A 15,365-nucleotide genomic window follows, 5' to 3' on the forward strand; every position below is an offset into this window, starting at 1 on the left:
AAAATTACTTTTCACTCTCCAATAAAATTAACCCTATTATTTAAAATCGTTTCAACTTTTATCTTTCTTGTTTCTCTTGTCCTCGCCCCAATTCAATTTATTCCGTAACGTATCGTAATAACTATGATCAGGCATTTTCACAACATTCATTTTAAAATCGCCCGAAGATATAAATAATTCATGATTATCCGACATTCTTTGCATACGAGAATCAGCACTCAACATGAAGTCTCCTGAACGACTCTCCACTTTTAAACGGATTTGCACATTACCGGGCAAAATCAAGGGACGCATATTCAAATTATGCGGGCTTACCGGAGTTATGATCAAGTTATCGCAACCAGAAGCCACGATCGGTCCCCCGCAACTTAACGAATAGGCAGTAGACCCGGTAGGCGTGGCCACGATCAGACCATCAGCCCAGTATGTGGTGAGATATTCTTCCCCGATATAAGCATGAACCTTCAACAAAGAGGAACGTTCTGTCTTCAATACACTTATCTCATTCAATGCATAATTAAATTCAGCAAAGGGATTATCTTTCATCTCGAATTTCACCAACGCACGCTGTTCCACGTCAAACTTTCCGGCACACAACCAATAAATAGCCTGTGAAATCTCCTCTTGAGCTATATTAGCCAAAAAACCCAAGCGCCCGCTATTAATGCCCAACACGGGAACACCATGATTTTTCACTCGCATCGCGGAATCAAGAAATGTCCCGTCTCCACCCACACTGAACAAAACATCCGTATCCTGATCAACATCCTCCTCATAAAACGCTTGAAAAACATTAGAAATGCCACATTTTTCCTTCAAAAAATCATAAAAAGGTCTATAACAAGTCAAACAAACCCCTCGCTCATTCAGATCACGCAACATTTGTTTGAAATAAGGATAAAACTCTTCATGAATCACCCGTCCGTAAATCGCAACTTTACTTATTTTTGAACACATCTATTTATTTTAGATTCAATTAATTTAAAACTCCCTACATTTCCATAAACTTCAATAACTGCCCGTAACGATCTCTCATCTCTTCATTCATCTCTTCACCGGAAACAAAAGTATTTTTGATCACATAACGATAACGAATAAAAGTATCCAGAATCGGTTCTATCCGGACCGCATTCACTTTAAGAGTAATCTCCACTTTATTAGAATCCGGCATACATGTAACATAGCAGCTCAACACCTTTGCCTCGTTATATTCCACGATCTGGGCAACCTCGGCCAATGAATAATCAATTTTATTCACCTCCAACACGATAATCCCGCCAGGATCGTCTATACACAAAAGTTTATCAATATTATGCAAGATATCTGTTAACAAAATAGCTCCCTGATATACCTCTTTTCGGTTCAAAACCGGTACCACCGACAAAAGCCGAGAAGAAGCAACCCCGATAACATCATACATATGTACATCCTCGTAAACAAAAGTCATCTCCCGGGGTATATCCAGCTTACCGATCGAATCATGGATATTCCCGTAGGCATACATGATTTCATCAGACAACAACCCCACGTACGTTTCCCCATCTAGGACAGGCAAATGAGACACCCGAAACAAGTCCATCCACCCCAATGCCTGGGCACAAGTATCATCTTTCTTCAATACTGGTACAACATTCGATAGTAAACTTGATGCGATCATATCTATTTCATTTCTCGCCCTAAAGATACATTATTTTCCCCAGTAAATTCCACCCCTAAAATAATTTTCAATTTTCAATATCACCGTTTTCAATTATTTCTATATTTGCCACGTAAATTTAAAAACAGTGAACATCATGTTACCAAAATTTCTTATTGCAGACAATTCCCAGGAAGCACCAGATCTAGTATATGTTGTGCACACGGAAAAGCCTCAATGTATTATTCAATGTGACATGGATGGCTTTTACAGCAACCAGAAAATTTACTGGATTGACGAAGAGCCTCTCTGCACAGACGATATTGAATCTCTCATGGAAGAAGCGGAAGAATTTTTCGAAACCGAATTAGAGAATCAAGAAGAATTATATGACGAAGAAGAAGACAATTAATTGTCTTCTTTCTCGTATAAATAACAAGCTAACAAATTACAAGTTCACGATAAACACCCATAACCTTCAGAGTCAGAGACTCACCCGGCAGCCTGCAATGTAAAAGACAAATTTTGCTTTCTGCACAATAATTCGTAACTTGCAAAACTATTTACGTACTTACAAACCTGAAATTATGTACACGAAAAGTGATCTCAAACAATTTAAACGCAGGGGAATAAAACCCGAGCAAATTGAAAACCAGCTTGAAAATTTCAAGCAGGGGTTTGATTTTGTACAGATTCAGGATGCGGCAACAATAAACAACGGAATCTACGGTTTGAATGACGAACAAGCCGATGAATTCATCCGCATCTTTGAGGAAAGAATGAATTCGTTGAAAATCGTGAAAATGGTTCCAGCCTCCGGTTCCGCATCACGCATGTTCAAAACGCTAAATACGTTTTTCAACACGTACACGGGGAGCGATGAAGACTATTTGAAATTCCGACAGGACAAGGAACCCGGAAGTATATTCTCGTTCTTCGAGAAATTGAAAGAATTTCCATTCTACCCACACCTAAAAGAGGCTCTTTACAAAGATCGCCTTGATTTAGACAAATTACTCTGGAAGAATCAACTCATTGAAATTCTAGAATACATCCTTACCCCCAAGGGGCTTAATTACAATGCCACACCCAAGGGATTAATTGATTTCCATATTTACAGGGACCATATTCGCACTGCTGTTGAAGAACACTTGGTTGAAGCGGCTCTCTACGCCAACGACGGTAAGGAAGCTCATATTCATTTCACGGTATCAGAAGAACATATAGGCAAATTCAAGGCCCTCTTGAAATCTGTTCTTAAAAATTACCAGAAAGAATTCAACTTGAAATACGACATCACGTATTCTGTCCAATCGCCTGCAACAGATACTGTGAGTCTTGACACAGAAGGTAATCTCGTGAGAGACAACGAGGGAAACATCGTGTTCCGCCCCGGTGGTCATGGTGCATTGATTCACAACCTCAATGACCTGAAAGAAGACCTGATCTTCATCAAAAACATTGACAACGTGGCACCCGATCGTAGCAAGGCAGACACCGTAAAATACAAGAAAATCCTTGCCGGAGTTTTGTTAAAAACACAGAACCAAATTTTCAATTACATGAAAATCTTAAGCAAGAAGAACAGTATTACAGACGAAAATTTGAATGAAATCGAGCAATATATCTACAACCACCTCGGTTATAAACCCAAAGAAGGATTAGTTCATGCTGACCGTAAGGAAAGAGTCGCTTATTTAAAACAATTACTCGATCGGCCATTGCGTGTATGCGGAATGGTGAAAAATGAAGGAGAGCCGGGTGGAGGACCGTTCTGGGTTGAAGACCACGAACATGCAACACGTTTAATGATCGTGGAGAGCGCTCAAGTCAACCTGAAAGATCGAAATCAGAAAAAAATATTCACCCAATCAACCCACTTTAATCCCGTGGACATCGTATGTAGTACCTATAACTATAAAGGTAAGAAATATGACTTAACCAAATACATCGATAACACACAGGGATTCATCACCAGCAAATCACTAGCCGGGAAAGATATTAAAGTTCAAGAACTACCCGGATTGTGGAACGGTGCCATGGCCAACTGGAACACGATATTCGTGGAAGTTCCGCTATCCACCTTCACCCCGGTAAAAACTGTCTTTGACTTGCTGCGTTTTGAACACCGTAACGTGTTTAAAGTAGAATAAATGAATTTAGATTTACGATTTATGATTTCAGATGATTCATAAATCGTAAATCAATTAGTTGAATTATACCCCAATTTAAAATTTAAAATCTAAAATTAATTCGTTGTTCATGGAGAAGAAAAAGAACTACTTACTATTAGTACTTAGGGGATGTGCCATGGGAGCCGCCGACGTGATTCCGGGTGTTTCAGGAGGTACTATCGCATTTATCACGGGTATCTATGAAGAGTTGATCGAGTCGATCCGGTCTATAAACCTGAAAGCATTACGTTTGCTGGGAACCTTCCAGTTAAAAGAGTTTTGGAAACACATTAACGGAAACTTTTTAATTTCTGTCGTTGCAGGTATTGCCATATCCATATTTTCACTGGCAAAATTGATGAAATACTTGCTAGAAACCCACCCGTTATACATTTGGTCCTTTTTCTTTGGTCTCATCATTATTTCTGCCCTCATGGTGTCAAGAGAAATAAAAAAATGGGATATACTAACCATCACCTCGTTAATCGTTGGTGCCATTATCGCATACACGATCACGGTTCTCTCCCCAACCAGCACTCCGGATGACTGGTGGTTTATTCTCCTTTCCGGGGCTATCGCCATTTGTGCCATGATCTTACCGGGAATATCCGGTGCCTTCATCCTGTTACTTTTAGGGAAATACGAATACATTATTACCGCCGTCAGCGAATTTAATATTCCCGTTCTACTTACCTTTTTAGTAGGAGCTGTGGCTGGTATAGTCGCTTTCTCTCACTTGTTATCCTGGTTATTGAAAAACTATCATGGAATGACAGTAGCTCTATTAACAGGATTCATGGTCGGATCACTCAACAAAATCTGGCCATGGAAAATTATAGATACTGAATTGGTTAATGGAGTTGCTTTTGACGTCGAGAAAAACGTTCTCCCTAACACCTTCGAGCAGGTTAACGGAAGCGATCCTTTAATATGGCAGGCGATCCTCATGTGTATCATTGGTATTCTACTCATCTGGAGCATTGAAAAACTAGCCGTAGTACTAAAAAAATAGTTCATAAGGTTTATAAAGTTCGTCAGGTTCATAAAGTGACCGTGTCTTTATCTGTCGTAAAAACAGCTGTAGATGAAATACTCCATAGGGAATTATGTATCCTCTCGAACTTTTTAAATCATATAAAACGTATAAACTCCCATGCAACTTTTCGGATTACTCGGTTTCCCTTTGGGACATTCATTTTCAAAGACTTACTTTACAGAGAAGTTCAAGGCAGAAAAAATAGACGCAGAATTTGTGAACTTCGAATCTGATAATATTGAACAGACACTACAAGTCATTAAAACAACCCCCTCGCTAAAAGGATTTGCCGTCACGATTCCGTACAAGGAGAAGATCATTCCTTATTTAAACTATATCAGCGAGGATGCTAGAAAAATCGGAGCCGTTAATTCCGTGAAAGTAGAACACACTATTTCCGGTACTATCCTAACCGGATACAACACTGACATCTTAGGTTTCAGAGAATCTTTATTAGAATTTATCCAGACACCACCTACACAAGCTTTACTTTTAGGCACTGGCGGAGCGTCCAAAGCCGTCCGGAATGCACTTGTCTCTTTGGGAATAGAAGTATTCACGGTTAGCCGTACCCCCCATTCTTCCTCTGAAATTTCCTACGACCAAGTTGCCCGTTACCTACCCAACACACCTTTAATTATTAACGCCACTCCCGTGGGGATGTGGCCTCATGCAACCGATTGTCCGGACATTCCTTATCACCTTCTCTCCTCAAATCATTATCTTTTTGACCTCATTTATAATCCGGAAATAACCGAATTCATGCACCGTGGAGAACAACAAGGGGCACGAATAAAAAACGGCTTACAGATGCTCCATCTGCAAGCCGATTATTCGTGGAAACTCTGGAATACTTAATAGTACAGAGTATTATTTTAAGAAATAAGCTACTTGTTTTGCCTGAGTCCCCTCACATACTTTGACAGGAGTCATCGGCACGTCATTGTAAGGAATGAATTCCATGACTTGTAACAAAGCATATTGTTCATCTTCACTACAATAAGCCTCCAAACTTAAATTAGATTGTCCGGAACGGGTCAATGATTGTAAATCATCATACCTATTTTGCTCCAAAATATCATACAATCGTGAGGACTGATTTGCAGCCACATACACTTTATGTTTCTTCAACACCTTTCCCGTTGGTTTGTAAACGTAACGCTCTTTCTTTACCAAAAATGCCACGATTCCCCATGCTGCAACACCTAAACCGATCATAATAACAACAGAAGAAAGCGTATCACTCTGAGCCGTGTTAATATAATTCGCACCATACCAAAGGATTGCTGCCCCCAAGATCAACAATGCCAAAGGCTTTATGGGAGATTTTTTCTTTTTTTCTATTTTATCTTTATCTACATTCAAGAGAACGTCATCGATATATTCAAATTTACTATCACTCATGACTTTATAATTTTTGTATAATTAAATAGTTTATTTTTCCCACATATTCATGTGTATGTTCTTGTTCCCGAATATAATTCAGTCAAGACACAACTCTACCCGCTAATAATTAACGAGTAGTGTTTTTACAAATAAACCAAAAATCATACAATGATTTCGCACAACGCAAAGACATAGTATCCAACGTCCTGCTTTAACGCGAAAGAGTCGAGATAATCGTTTTCAATATACCTAAAATAAGGAGTAAAAACCCTTTTATATTCTTCTAAATAAACAGAAATATTATTTTTTTGCAAATAACGAAAAGTCGGTTGCACATTTGTTACATCCTGAACCGTGTTGACCGGTAATGCATTTCCGTTCATTGCGGTCAGCATGGCTAACCGTTCAAAATCATCCTTCTCATGTGAAATAAGTCGCTCTTGCTCCGTTGCCTTTGCTAAATAACGAGTAGAATCTATCCCTTGTCCAAGATAGATTACTGCCACCAAAAGCAACACGCAATATTTCACAAAAGCTTTCATTCGATATACCTACAATAATACGTGACAAATATATATTTTTTTTTGTACATCTATTCGTTTTTCCCACATAGAATAAAAATTTCCCGATAATATTGGAAAAATACATCGAAGAAAACAACAAGAAAGCATAAAAAGAGAAGAAGACGGGCAACATCCCCAATACAAATCCAATACCCCTCCTATCCTCCCATTATGGGAACTATTCCTGCTCCGGTAAAGTACAAAATTTACACGACTGGCCCCTAATCACCCTTCATTATCCCCTCTCGAATCCGGGGGAAATTCATCCTCTTAAGTTAAAGTTACTCTAATTTCAGCTTTTCCCGTTGCCGACACACGATTCCTTCCCGGGTAATCCCCTCCAGTATCACGGAATAAGTCCCGTAAAGATCTGCCGTGTAAAAAGAAATTTTCGCTTTTTTATTCCCTGTCAATTTCACTACCGGATTCCAGTAAATGGTCGTTCGTTCATCATAACGATTATCCCGACGCACCGAATCCACATCATAGCGAGGCACGTAAAACTCTTCCGGAATCTGATAACCTAATAGCCTAAACGGCAAAATATTAACTCGTTGTTCCTTTTTAGGAATATAATTCGGATTTCGGGTAATCAACAATACCCCATCTCTTCCCCTGTCACCAAAAAACATTTTCCCGTGTATGGGTTCCAGCAAAGCCATTCCCAGTAACTCTCGCTTAGGAAACATGCGAACAATATTAATATCCTCCTCGAAATCATTCACTAGAATATACATCTGCTTTCCCCTGTAAAAAGGGCAAGGATTCCCTAATGAATCCGCACCGATCGTAACACCCGGAAATTGTAACTGAACAAGCTGAAAAATGTCCACATCCGGCAATTCTGCCAATTGAGCAGAATCTACTTGATAACGGGCAACATGATCATAAAACGAACTATTTTTATTGGCCTTTTGACGAGTCACGTTAACCTCATCCAGCACGTATATCTTCTGACCATTCTCGTAATAGTAATTCTGTGAAAATTTCTCTAGGAATTTATCATCTTCTTCTTTTACATTCAAAACATTAGGCAAAAAATATTCCGATGTTAGAAATCGTTCCGGATCCACCATGACTTCCACGCCCCGTCGTCCCTTAACATTCAAAGCCTGCACGAAAAACAACGTGCTATCTTTAAACAAGAGGTCATCGATTACAAATCTTCCCCGTTCATCTGTTTCTGTCAACCGAGAATCACCATAATTTGACAACAAGGTAATCCCCGCTCCCTTGGAATCCTTTCCCCAAAAATTCTTCACTGTCCCAGAGATGACCTGTCCGACCTCGATCTCGTACTTTTCTTTCGGGAACTCTCCTCGGGCTATTTTCCCCGGATCAAAACGGGTCCAACCATGGGTCTGCATAACCAAATCTAAATGATGTTCGAGTATTGCCGCCGTGTCATTGAAATAATAAGCCGGATCTTTTATATACCCTTTCAAATAAGACGTTAAAAGCAAATTAGATAAAATATTATCTTCTAACGAATCTTGTTTCACTTTTTGATCATCAGTCACAGTTAAAGAAAAACTGCCCTCCGGAACTCCCTCAAAAGTCTTGTCAAACTCAAGTTCCAACTCAACCAACTCTCGGGCCCGGTAACGTTTTTTGTTCGATGAAATCATCAATCCTGAACGCCTCTTTTTCTTAAAAAATTGACGCTGACTATACACATTCCCCTCCTTATCCATTAACACGACCTGCGATATTCCCTCCGGTAACAGATTTTGATCCACTTTCCCCTTTACCGACCCCGTCACTTGCCGGAAATCGAAAACCATCCCACAACTATGTACCAGCACATACAGATCATTTTTTATTTCCGCTCCTTCCCCCTTCATTACTAGATATTCTATGTTCTCCCCTTGCTGGCTTACGGCTATCCCCCAACCGTCAACACGACTTTCCGGCAGGTCGAACCATTTTTCCCGACCATCTGCAGTCGTTACCCGTGCTTGGAATTTCACCCCCCTGTTCACCGGTAACCAAAAACTCCCCATCCCGTCATGTTCCGATTTTATCGAAAACAAGGGTATTGAATCTTGAAATATCTCACCCTCTACATCCACAGGGTAGCCATCAGTACCAATTGCCTTGAAGGCTACTTGTTGTCGGTTACCGACCAGCAAGGAACCTCCTTCCGGGAAAAATTGCACGTCAAATCCTTCTCGCAAATCCGGTATCCGGATATAACGTTCAAAAGAAAACGGTTTCCCTTCATAGAATCCCAAACGTAGTATCCGATCCGACGTGTCCACCTTAATCCTCACTTCCCCGTTACGATCCGTACCGATTCTTGTCTCGGTAAATCTATACCCTTTCGGATTCAAAACATAAGTAACCGGCATCTGTGCAAAAGGTTTTTTATTTCCATCCAAGAACCGGACTACAGCATAGTAATTTCCTTTTTCTTTCTTATAGGACACCTCCGTCCAAACCCTCGAATCCATCGGGTTAATCACCCGTATTTTTTTCCTAAATACCCAATCTTTATCCTGATTTTGCATATTATACGTGTAAGCCCGCAAACAATATTCTCCTTGTTGCAGGCTTTTCGATAACGGTAATTGCCCGTAAAAACAGGAATCACGAATAACTAGTTTTACTCTATTCACCAACGAATCTCGTTTATCCACCAGATCCACGTATATGAACTTACTCGGGATTCCGGGTACATTCAACAAAGCATGTACCCCGTATGCCCGGAACCAGATATTTTCTCCCACGGTATAAGCACTTTTGTCCGTGTGTAAATATATCTTTTCATGCGGGAGATCACGAACCAAGGTCATAAAGTTCCGCACGATCTTTTTCTCTGGTTCCGAATCTTTCTGAAAAGCGTATAACCCGGCAATAATTACGAAAAGTAAAACTATTTTTTTCATAAGCAATATGTTAATGCTATCTCTCCAAACATTACTTGTCTTTATTCTGAATCAGTCTACGAAATGAACTCACGGGAATCGTCAGTTTTACATTCATTTGCTGGTTATAAGGCGGCTGATTGGAATAAAATATCGTACAAATACTGGAAACCATGGATACCATGTTTCCACAATCATCCATAATCGGACCGCCACTTGACCCCTTGGCGTAATCAACCGTGAGTTCCATCCGACGGGCAAAAGGATCTTTGGCATCAGAAGTAATTGTCCGCATAACCACCCCGTTCGTGTAGGCATACGGGTAACCTTCTGGGTGACTTAACAAATGTACACTTGTCCCCGCCGGAAGATCATTTCCCAACGGCATCGGGGTAAGCACGTCTCCCCGGGTATCGATCTTGAAAAAACTCATGTCTGCCGACTTGTTAAAACTCAATATCTCGGTGATCGGGTATACCCGTCCCTCTTCCGTGGCAACAAACATGATACTATCTTGTGGATTTAACTTGGCCGTCGGGTCCAAAAATTCCCAAAACACGTGGTAATTCGAGACACAAATCCCATCCTCCGACAACACGACGGCAGTTGCCCAGCCCTTCACCCCTTCCGGATGCCTCATCGCACGATGATATTTATTGACCGTCAACACGCTTCCTCTCCTCTTCTCGATCATATCTTGTGATCTCAGTTTTTTCTTCTCTGCCGGGCGAGGTTCCAAGCAGACGGGTGAATTCTCTTTCACTTGCTGAGCCTGCTGCCGCAACGCTTGCACTCCCTTGAACAACATTTTCACGTCATCCTGTTTTAATGAATCCAGCAAATCCGCCTCCATGTGTGTATAATCCCGATACACGACTTCTTTCTCCTTTCGCTGAGCCTGACATATCACGGAAGCGAATACCACCAAATATAAACCAATGCACAAGAACTTACACCAATACTTCATAATCTTCATATTTCTATACAACTTATTGATCTCACTTTCATTTCCCGAATATCTGCTCTAATACCTTCTCCAATTCTTCTCCTCTCAAATCCATTCCCACAATTTTTCCCTCCGGATCAAGCAAAAAATTACTCGGAATCGCTGTTACTCCATATAGTTTCGAAGCATCTACTTTCACCCCGTTCAGTCCGGACAACTGCTCCCAAGGCATCCCATCCTTTTCCACAGCTCTTAGCCACGCTTTCTCGGAACTATCCAAAGAATACCCCACAACCGTGAACCCATTATCCTTAAAACGGTTATATACTTTCAACACGTTCACGTTCTCCTGACGACAAGGAGCGCACCACGATGCCCAAAAATCCAGTAACACGTACTGTCCCCGGAAAGAACTCAAGGAAACCTCTTTCCCGTTTATATTTTTAGCCGTAAAATCCGGTGCTAACTTTCCCATTTCCACAGCTACCGTTTCATCCAATAATTTTTTGTACTTCTGTCCCAGAACGGAAGTTTTCACCTTTGCGCTCAACTTGTCAAACATCGGAAGGATTTTCGTTTTCTCCCGGACCACATTGTAATGTCTCATCAACCAGTCCAATGAAACTAACGATCCCGGATGATTCTCAACATATCTCTTTTCCGCCTCCAAGCGCTTGGCCTCCCATTTGCGATATTCATTAAATAACGCATTCAAGGCTTCCTTATCCCGGCTACTATAAATTTTTGTAAATCTCTCCCGGTATCCCACCAACCAGTCATCAAAAAACTTAACGCTATCATTAAGCTCCTGTAAATCATTATTCGACGGGGTTCCTGCCACTTTTGTTCCATGTAAATCCTTCTCGGCCGACAGGGATATATTTCCTTTTTCTAAAAACACAGGAGTTCCACCTTCCCCGTGCATCTGCGGGATACCACTGTTTCCGGCTGTTAGTACCAGCAAAGCTCGTTGGGCATAAGGAACATTCCCTTTCAACACGAAATGCCCTCTTTCATAAGCGACTGAATCAACCCGAATAGAATCATTCGCACCTCTGTAAAAAACAAATAATTTATTTTGTGGTCTCGTCTCCGTTGTCACGGTCAATGTAAACTCCTCCCCTTCCCGTTCAGTTTTACATCCCCACGCCACCAAGCAAACGATTGTCACTAATTTTATATAGTTAAAAATCATACTTATATTTTCTCAATATTAGATTTCGTGAACTCTTACTATAATTTCAATTTTTTCAAGATCTTTTCAAACTTCGGGTCTGAAGGTTTCGGTAATTTTAATTCTGCAATTCGTCCCTCCTTATCCAGTAATATCATTCGCGGGAGAACTGCAACTTCAAAAGCACGCATGAAATTCTTGTCACCCGCTATCCACCATTGTAATTCCAACCTCTCATGTAAAAAACCAAGTTCAAAACGCCAACGTCTCTCCTGCGCATCACTGGAAATGCTCACGAAAACAACATTTTTATCCTTGTATTTTTCTTCCAACTTTTTCAAATTCGGGAACTCTTGTTTACACGGCTGACACCATGAAGCCCACACGTCAATCACCACGTACTTTCCCTTGAACTGTTCCAACGACACCTCTTTCCCGTCCATATCCTTGAAGATAAATTTCGGGCAAGCGTCTCCCTTTTTCAAGACCTTTATATCCCCATCTTTCCCGGCCCAACCAAATAAAGGCAAGCATAATAAAAATATAATGAACAACTTATTCATAATTGATTTCAATTTTACGAACCCGTGATGTTTATAAACCTGTTGTCAAGTTCATAAACATCACAAGCTACATGAATAAATCAGAACTTTTTAATCTCGTCTGCAAAATACTTCAGTCCATTCTGTAACACGATATTTTCCATTTTGGGAGACAACTTCAAGGATAAATCAATCAACTCCTTTTTCTGTTGGTCATTCCATTTCCCTTTCAGGAAAGTGATTGGACGGAAATATAAATAATTCAATTTCTTCTCTTTCATCGTGGGGTAAATCTTCATAAAAGCGGCAAATGCTACATCAGCATCATACGAAAACATTCCTTTCAACAAGGCAACGTAATCATACAGATAATCCTTACCCGGTAAATTGCAAGCTTTTAAATGCTTCTCGACAACCACCACGTCCGCTATATCCGTTGTTTTATTCTTTCCTCGAATCATATCCTCCAATTGAGTCTCAAACATCGAAGCCAATTTTGCATTCACGGGCTCCACACCCACACCTTTACGGAAATCATCCACATGACTCAACAGGTAGTTGATATTTTCGGACCCCACGGGGGAAATTTCCGGATTCTCGTAAAGGAACCAATATGTTACGTAAGCTGTCTGACTAGCACCCAACTCTTTCACCAAATTAGCTGTAACCACTTTTGCCTTATCATACTGTTTCGTCGCCTCCAACGCCTTCAAATAAGAAAGTACAAAACGAGTCATTCGATTCCCGGCCGCATACAAGGAATCCATTTTCACCGTGGAGATCTCTCCCAAAGCTAATTTCACTTTATAAATAAACTCTCCTCCCGCCGGAGTCATTCCCACGATCGGATTAATTAAATCCCCGTCCGCGTTCAACAACAAGAAAGTGGGATAAGCATCCACCTTATACCTTTTCGCAATCTCCGGTCCTTCCCCCTCTTCCATATCATATTTCACACACACGAAACGTTCGTTCAAAAAATCACCCACTTCTTTTTGGGGTAAAACCTCTTTTGCCATAATCTTACATGGACCACACCATGAAGTATAACAATCAATAAACACTAGCTTTTTCTCACTCTTTGCCAACTCCAAGGCTTTTACCAAACTCAGATCTTGAAAATTCGTTTGGGCAAATACAGGTATCATTAAAAACATACAAACATACAACAATACAAACTTTTTCATATCTCTTCTTCATTTACATATTATACACTATCATCTATTTTATAAATACAATTATAACTTCGGAATCATCGAACTTTCAAAATTTTCCAAACTACTTCTTAACACCTCGCTTTTAGCTTTGCTTGCCAATTCTTTAGTCAAAACAGTCAACTCTTTTTTCTGTTGTTTATTCCATTTTCCCTGTAATGCAAGTATTGGTTGGAAATACAAGAAACTCAATTTCTCATCACTCATAGAAGAAAATATTTTCTTACATAGTGGCAAAGCTAACTCCGTATTCCCTGTCAACATAGCTTTAATCAAATCCACATAATCAAACAAGTAATCTTGCCCTTGTAAATCATATGCTTTTAACATTTGTTCTGTCCCTTCCACGTCAGCTAATGTCACATTTTTATTTCGTCTTCGTAAAATATCTTCCAATTGACTTTCAAACACAGAAGCTATTTTTGCATCCACCATTTCACGCCCCACCTTCTGACGAAATAAATTGGCAAATCGTAAAAAATACATCATATTCCCCGATCCGGCTGGAGACAATTCAGGATCATCATAAATAGGCCAACATTCAACTGAACATCGTTCCCGATCCCCAACAGAGGTCAGCAAATCAAACATCATCGCTTTCGCTTGTTCCAAATTACCAGAACTTTTCAATGCCTGTACATATTTCACCATAAACTCAACCCCTCGTTCTCCATTCCGATAACGAACCTCCAAATTCGTAATCGAATTTTCATCCAATCCACTCTTTAATTTCTGTATAAATTCTTCTCCTGTTGCCGTACCGCCTATCACCCGATGTAATAATCTCCCATCTCCATCTAACACTAAAAATGTCGGATAAGAAGTTACATGGTACTTCATTGCAAGATTTTTTCCCTCTCCAACCTCCATGTCATACTTCACACTCACAAATTTTTCATTCATATAATCACCCACTTCCTTCAAAGGCAATATCTTCTCTGACATCATTTTACATGGTCCACACCAAGAAGTATAACAGTCAACAAATACCATCTTATTTTCTCCCTTCGCCTGTTCCAAGGCTTTCGTAAAAGCCAGTTCTAGAAACTTTGTTTGGGCAGACAAAGAGGTCATTAACAAAACACTTAAAACAAACAATAGTATTTTTTTCATGTACAAAAGATTAATAATATATTATAACAATTTTATTACAAGATATTATACCCCTATATCTCATAAAAAATGATTATCATTGAAATTAAAAAAAATCATATAAACAGGGGGGAGGATTATAATTCACCCCCTGTTTATATAATATCTCCTTAATTCTCCGTCTGTCTCATTCTTAACTCTGCACGATAAAAACGAGGATCAAAAACTGAAATTTCATCATTCGGAACAATCTCAAAATACAAGCAAAAATTTTGCCTTTCTCCCGCAGTATTCGGATCATACGTCATTATAATCGGTACATACACGTTGGAAGAATCCGGATGAATGACATAATATTTTTGCATTTCAGGGTCATCAAAAGAAACAAAATTAACACCTTCCACGGCAACAGCCGTGGAATCATTAACGTAACTCACGCTATCCAAATGTGAAAGAACACTTTGTTTCAAAGAAAAATAACGATCCTTCGTACTTTTTTGTCCATAAACCATTAACCTGAAATAAAGTGTATCTCTCAACTTCGTGGAAGACACGATTGTCATTGAATCCCGACCATCTATCCCATCTCCAAAATATGGATAAGAATCGTTTGTCCTTGATGGATAGAAACACAAACCGCCTCCCCCCCTGTAAAAACCAGGCTTTTCTTCAGTACAAGCACACCATAATCCCACAGTACATAATATAATTAACAATACTCTTTTCATACTCTTA

General features: G+C 39.9%; 15 protein-coding genes. 4 read left to right on the forward strand and 11 right to left on the reverse strand.

The features are described from left to right. Positions 1-51: 51 nt before the first annotated feature. Complete coding sequence (locus tag QVC79_RS12265) at positions 52-957, reverse strand: NAD kinase (protein WP_270595051.1); 906 nt, start codon at positions 955-957, stop codon at positions 52-54. 34 nt (positions 958-991) lie between these two features. Further along, a complete protein-coding gene (locus QVC79_RS12270) occupies positions 992-1,657 on the reverse strand; it encodes a CBS domain-containing protein (protein WP_270595054.1) in 666 nt (221 codons plus the stop codon). 136 nt (positions 1,658-1,793) lie between these two features. On the opposite strand from QVC79_RS12270, the gene QVC79_RS12275 reads away from it, so the two are divergent. From QVC79_RS12275 to QVC79_RS12290, 4 genes are all read left to right on the forward strand, one after another. Continuing rightward, positions 1,794-2,048 (forward strand): DUF8828 family protein, encoded by a 255-nt coding sequence (locus tag QVC79_RS12275; protein WP_087421709.1) that lies wholly within the window; start codon positions 1,794-1,796, stop codon positions 2,046-2,048. A 175-nt stretch (positions 2,049-2,223) separates the two neighbouring features. Next, on the forward strand, positions 2,224-3,789 hold the full coding sequence (locus tag QVC79_RS12280; protein ID WP_270595056.1) for a DUF4301 family protein: 1,566 nt from the start codon (positions 2,224-2,226) through the stop codon (positions 3,787-3,789). Positions 3,790-3,898: 109 nt separating this feature from the next. Further along, positions 3,899-4,822: a DUF368 domain-containing protein gene (locus QVC79_RS12285; RefSeq protein WP_270595059.1), complete on the forward strand. Its 924-nt coding sequence runs from the start codon at positions 3,899-3,901 to the stop codon at positions 4,820-4,822. A gap of 141 nt (positions 4,823-4,963) precedes the next feature. Then, positions 4,964-5,704 (forward strand): shikimate dehydrogenase family protein, encoded by a 741-nt coding sequence (locus tag QVC79_RS12290; RefSeq protein ID WP_270595061.1) that lies wholly within the window; start codon positions 4,964-4,966, stop codon positions 5,702-5,704. Between the two features lie 12 nt (positions 5,705-5,716). On the opposite strand, the gene QVC79_RS12295 is transcribed toward QVC79_RS12290, so the two are convergent. The 9 genes from QVC79_RS12295 to QVC79_RS12335 form a co-directional block, all read right to left on the reverse strand. Then, positions 5,717-6,250, reverse strand: a complete 534-nt coding sequence (locus QVC79_RS12295) for a hypothetical protein (RefSeq protein WP_270429526.1) — start codon at positions 6,248-6,250, stop codon at positions 5,717-5,719. A 143-nt stretch (positions 6,251-6,393) separates the two neighbouring features. Continuing rightward, positions 6,394-6,774 (reverse strand): hypothetical protein, encoded by a 381-nt coding sequence (locus tag QVC79_RS12300; RefSeq protein ID WP_270595063.1) that lies wholly within the window; start codon positions 6,772-6,774, stop codon positions 6,394-6,396. Positions 6,775-7,076: 302 nt separating this feature from the next. Continuing rightward, entirely contained in the window at positions 7,077-9,683 is a 2,607-nt protein-coding gene (locus tag QVC79_RS12305) for a hypothetical protein (RefSeq protein WP_270595065.1), read from the reverse strand. A gap of 31 nt (positions 9,684-9,714) precedes the next feature. Further along, complete coding sequence (locus QVC79_RS12310; RefSeq protein ID WP_270595066.1) at positions 9,715-10,638, reverse strand: S1 family peptidase; 924 nt, start codon at positions 10,636-10,638, stop codon at positions 9,715-9,717. A 28-nt stretch (positions 10,639-10,666) separates the two neighbouring features. Further along, entirely contained in the window at positions 10,667-11,803 is a 1,137-nt protein-coding gene (locus tag QVC79_RS12315; RefSeq protein ID WP_270595067.1) for a TlpA disulfide reductase family protein, read from the reverse strand. A gap of 38 nt (positions 11,804-11,841) precedes the next feature. Next, a complete protein-coding gene (locus QVC79_RS12320) occupies positions 11,842-12,345 on the reverse strand; it encodes a TlpA family protein disulfide reductase (RefSeq protein ID WP_270595069.1) in 504 nt (167 codons plus the stop codon). Between the two features lie 80 nt (positions 12,346-12,425). Then, positions 12,426-13,511, reverse strand: a complete 1,086-nt coding sequence (locus tag QVC79_RS12325; RefSeq protein ID WP_270595071.1) for a thioredoxin family protein — start codon at positions 13,509-13,511, stop codon at positions 12,426-12,428. 51 nt (positions 13,512-13,562) lie between these two features. Beyond that, positions 13,563-14,651 carry a thioredoxin family protein gene (locus QVC79_RS12330; RefSeq protein ID WP_270595073.1) on the reverse strand — a complete coding sequence of 363 codons (1,089 nt, stop codon included), beginning with the start codon at positions 14,649-14,651 and terminating at the stop codon, positions 13,563-13,565. 149 nt (positions 14,652-14,800) lie between these two features. Beyond that, a complete protein-coding gene (locus QVC79_RS12335) occupies positions 14,801-15,358 on the reverse strand; it encodes a DUF4843 domain-containing protein (RefSeq protein WP_270595074.1) in 558 nt (185 codons plus the stop codon). Between the last annotated feature and the right edge of the window lie 7 nt (positions 15,359-15,365).

Source organism: Butyricimonas sp., assembly GCF_019423355.1.
Lineage (GTDB): Bacteria > Bacteroidota > Bacteroidia > Bacteroidales > Marinifilaceae > Butyricimonas > Butyricimonas faecihominis.

Bases quoted from the DNA above. Each gene is read 5' to 3' on its own strand.
- QVC79_RS12275 (WP_087421709.1), top strand. From the start codon at position 1,794: ATGTTACCAAAATTTCTTATTGCAGACAATTCCCAGGAAGCACCAGAT.
- QVC79_RS12315 (WP_270595067.1), bottom strand. From the start codon at position 11,803: ATGATTTTTAACTATATAAAATTAGTGACAATCGTTTGCTTGGTGGCG.
- QVC79_RS12270 (WP_270595054.1), bottom strand. From the start codon at position 1,657: ATGATCGCATCAAGTTTACTATCGAATGTTGTACCAGTATTGAAGAAA.
- QVC79_RS12300 (WP_270595063.1), bottom strand. From the start codon at position 6,774: ATGAAAGCTTTTGTGAAATATTGCGTGTTGCTTTTGGTGGCAGTAATC.
- QVC79_RS12295 (WP_270429526.1), bottom strand. From the start codon at position 6,250: ATGAGTGATAGTAAATTTGAATATATCGATGACGTTCTCTTGAATGTA.
- QVC79_RS12310 (WP_270595066.1), bottom strand. From the start codon at position 10,638: ATGAAGATTATGAAGTATTGGTGTAAGTTCTTGTGCATTGGTTTATAT.
- QVC79_RS12290 (WP_270595061.1), top strand. From the start codon at position 4,964: ATGCAACTTTTCGGATTACTCGGTTTCCCTTTGGGACATTCATTTTCA.
- QVC79_RS12325 (WP_270595071.1), bottom strand. From the start codon at position 13,511: ATGAAAAAGTTTGTATTGTTGTATGTTTGTATGTTTTTAATGATACCT.
- QVC79_RS12285 (WP_270595059.1), top strand. From the start codon at position 3,899: ATGGAGAAGAAAAAGAACTACTTACTATTAGTACTTAGGGGATGTGCC.
- QVC79_RS12265 (WP_270595051.1), bottom strand. From the start codon at position 957: ATGTGTTCAAAAATAAGTAAAGTTGCGATTTACGGACGGGTGATTCAT.
- QVC79_RS12335 (WP_270595074.1), bottom strand. From the start codon at position 15,358: ATGAAAAGAGTATTGTTAATTATATTATGTACTGTGGGATTATGGTGT.
- QVC79_RS12305 (WP_270595065.1), bottom strand. From the start codon at position 9,683: ATGAAAAAAATAGTTTTACTTTTCGTAATTATTGCCGGGTTATACGCT.
- QVC79_RS12330 (WP_270595073.1), bottom strand. From the start codon at position 14,651: ATGAAAAAAATACTATTGTTTGTTTTAAGTGTTTTGTTAATGACCTCT.
- QVC79_RS12280 (WP_270595056.1), top strand. From the start codon at position 2,224: ATGTACACGAAAAGTGATCTCAAACAATTTAAACGCAGGGGAATAAAA.
- QVC79_RS12320 (WP_270595069.1), bottom strand. From the start codon at position 12,345: ATGAATAAGTTGTTCATTATATTTTTATTATGCTTGCCTTTATTTGGT.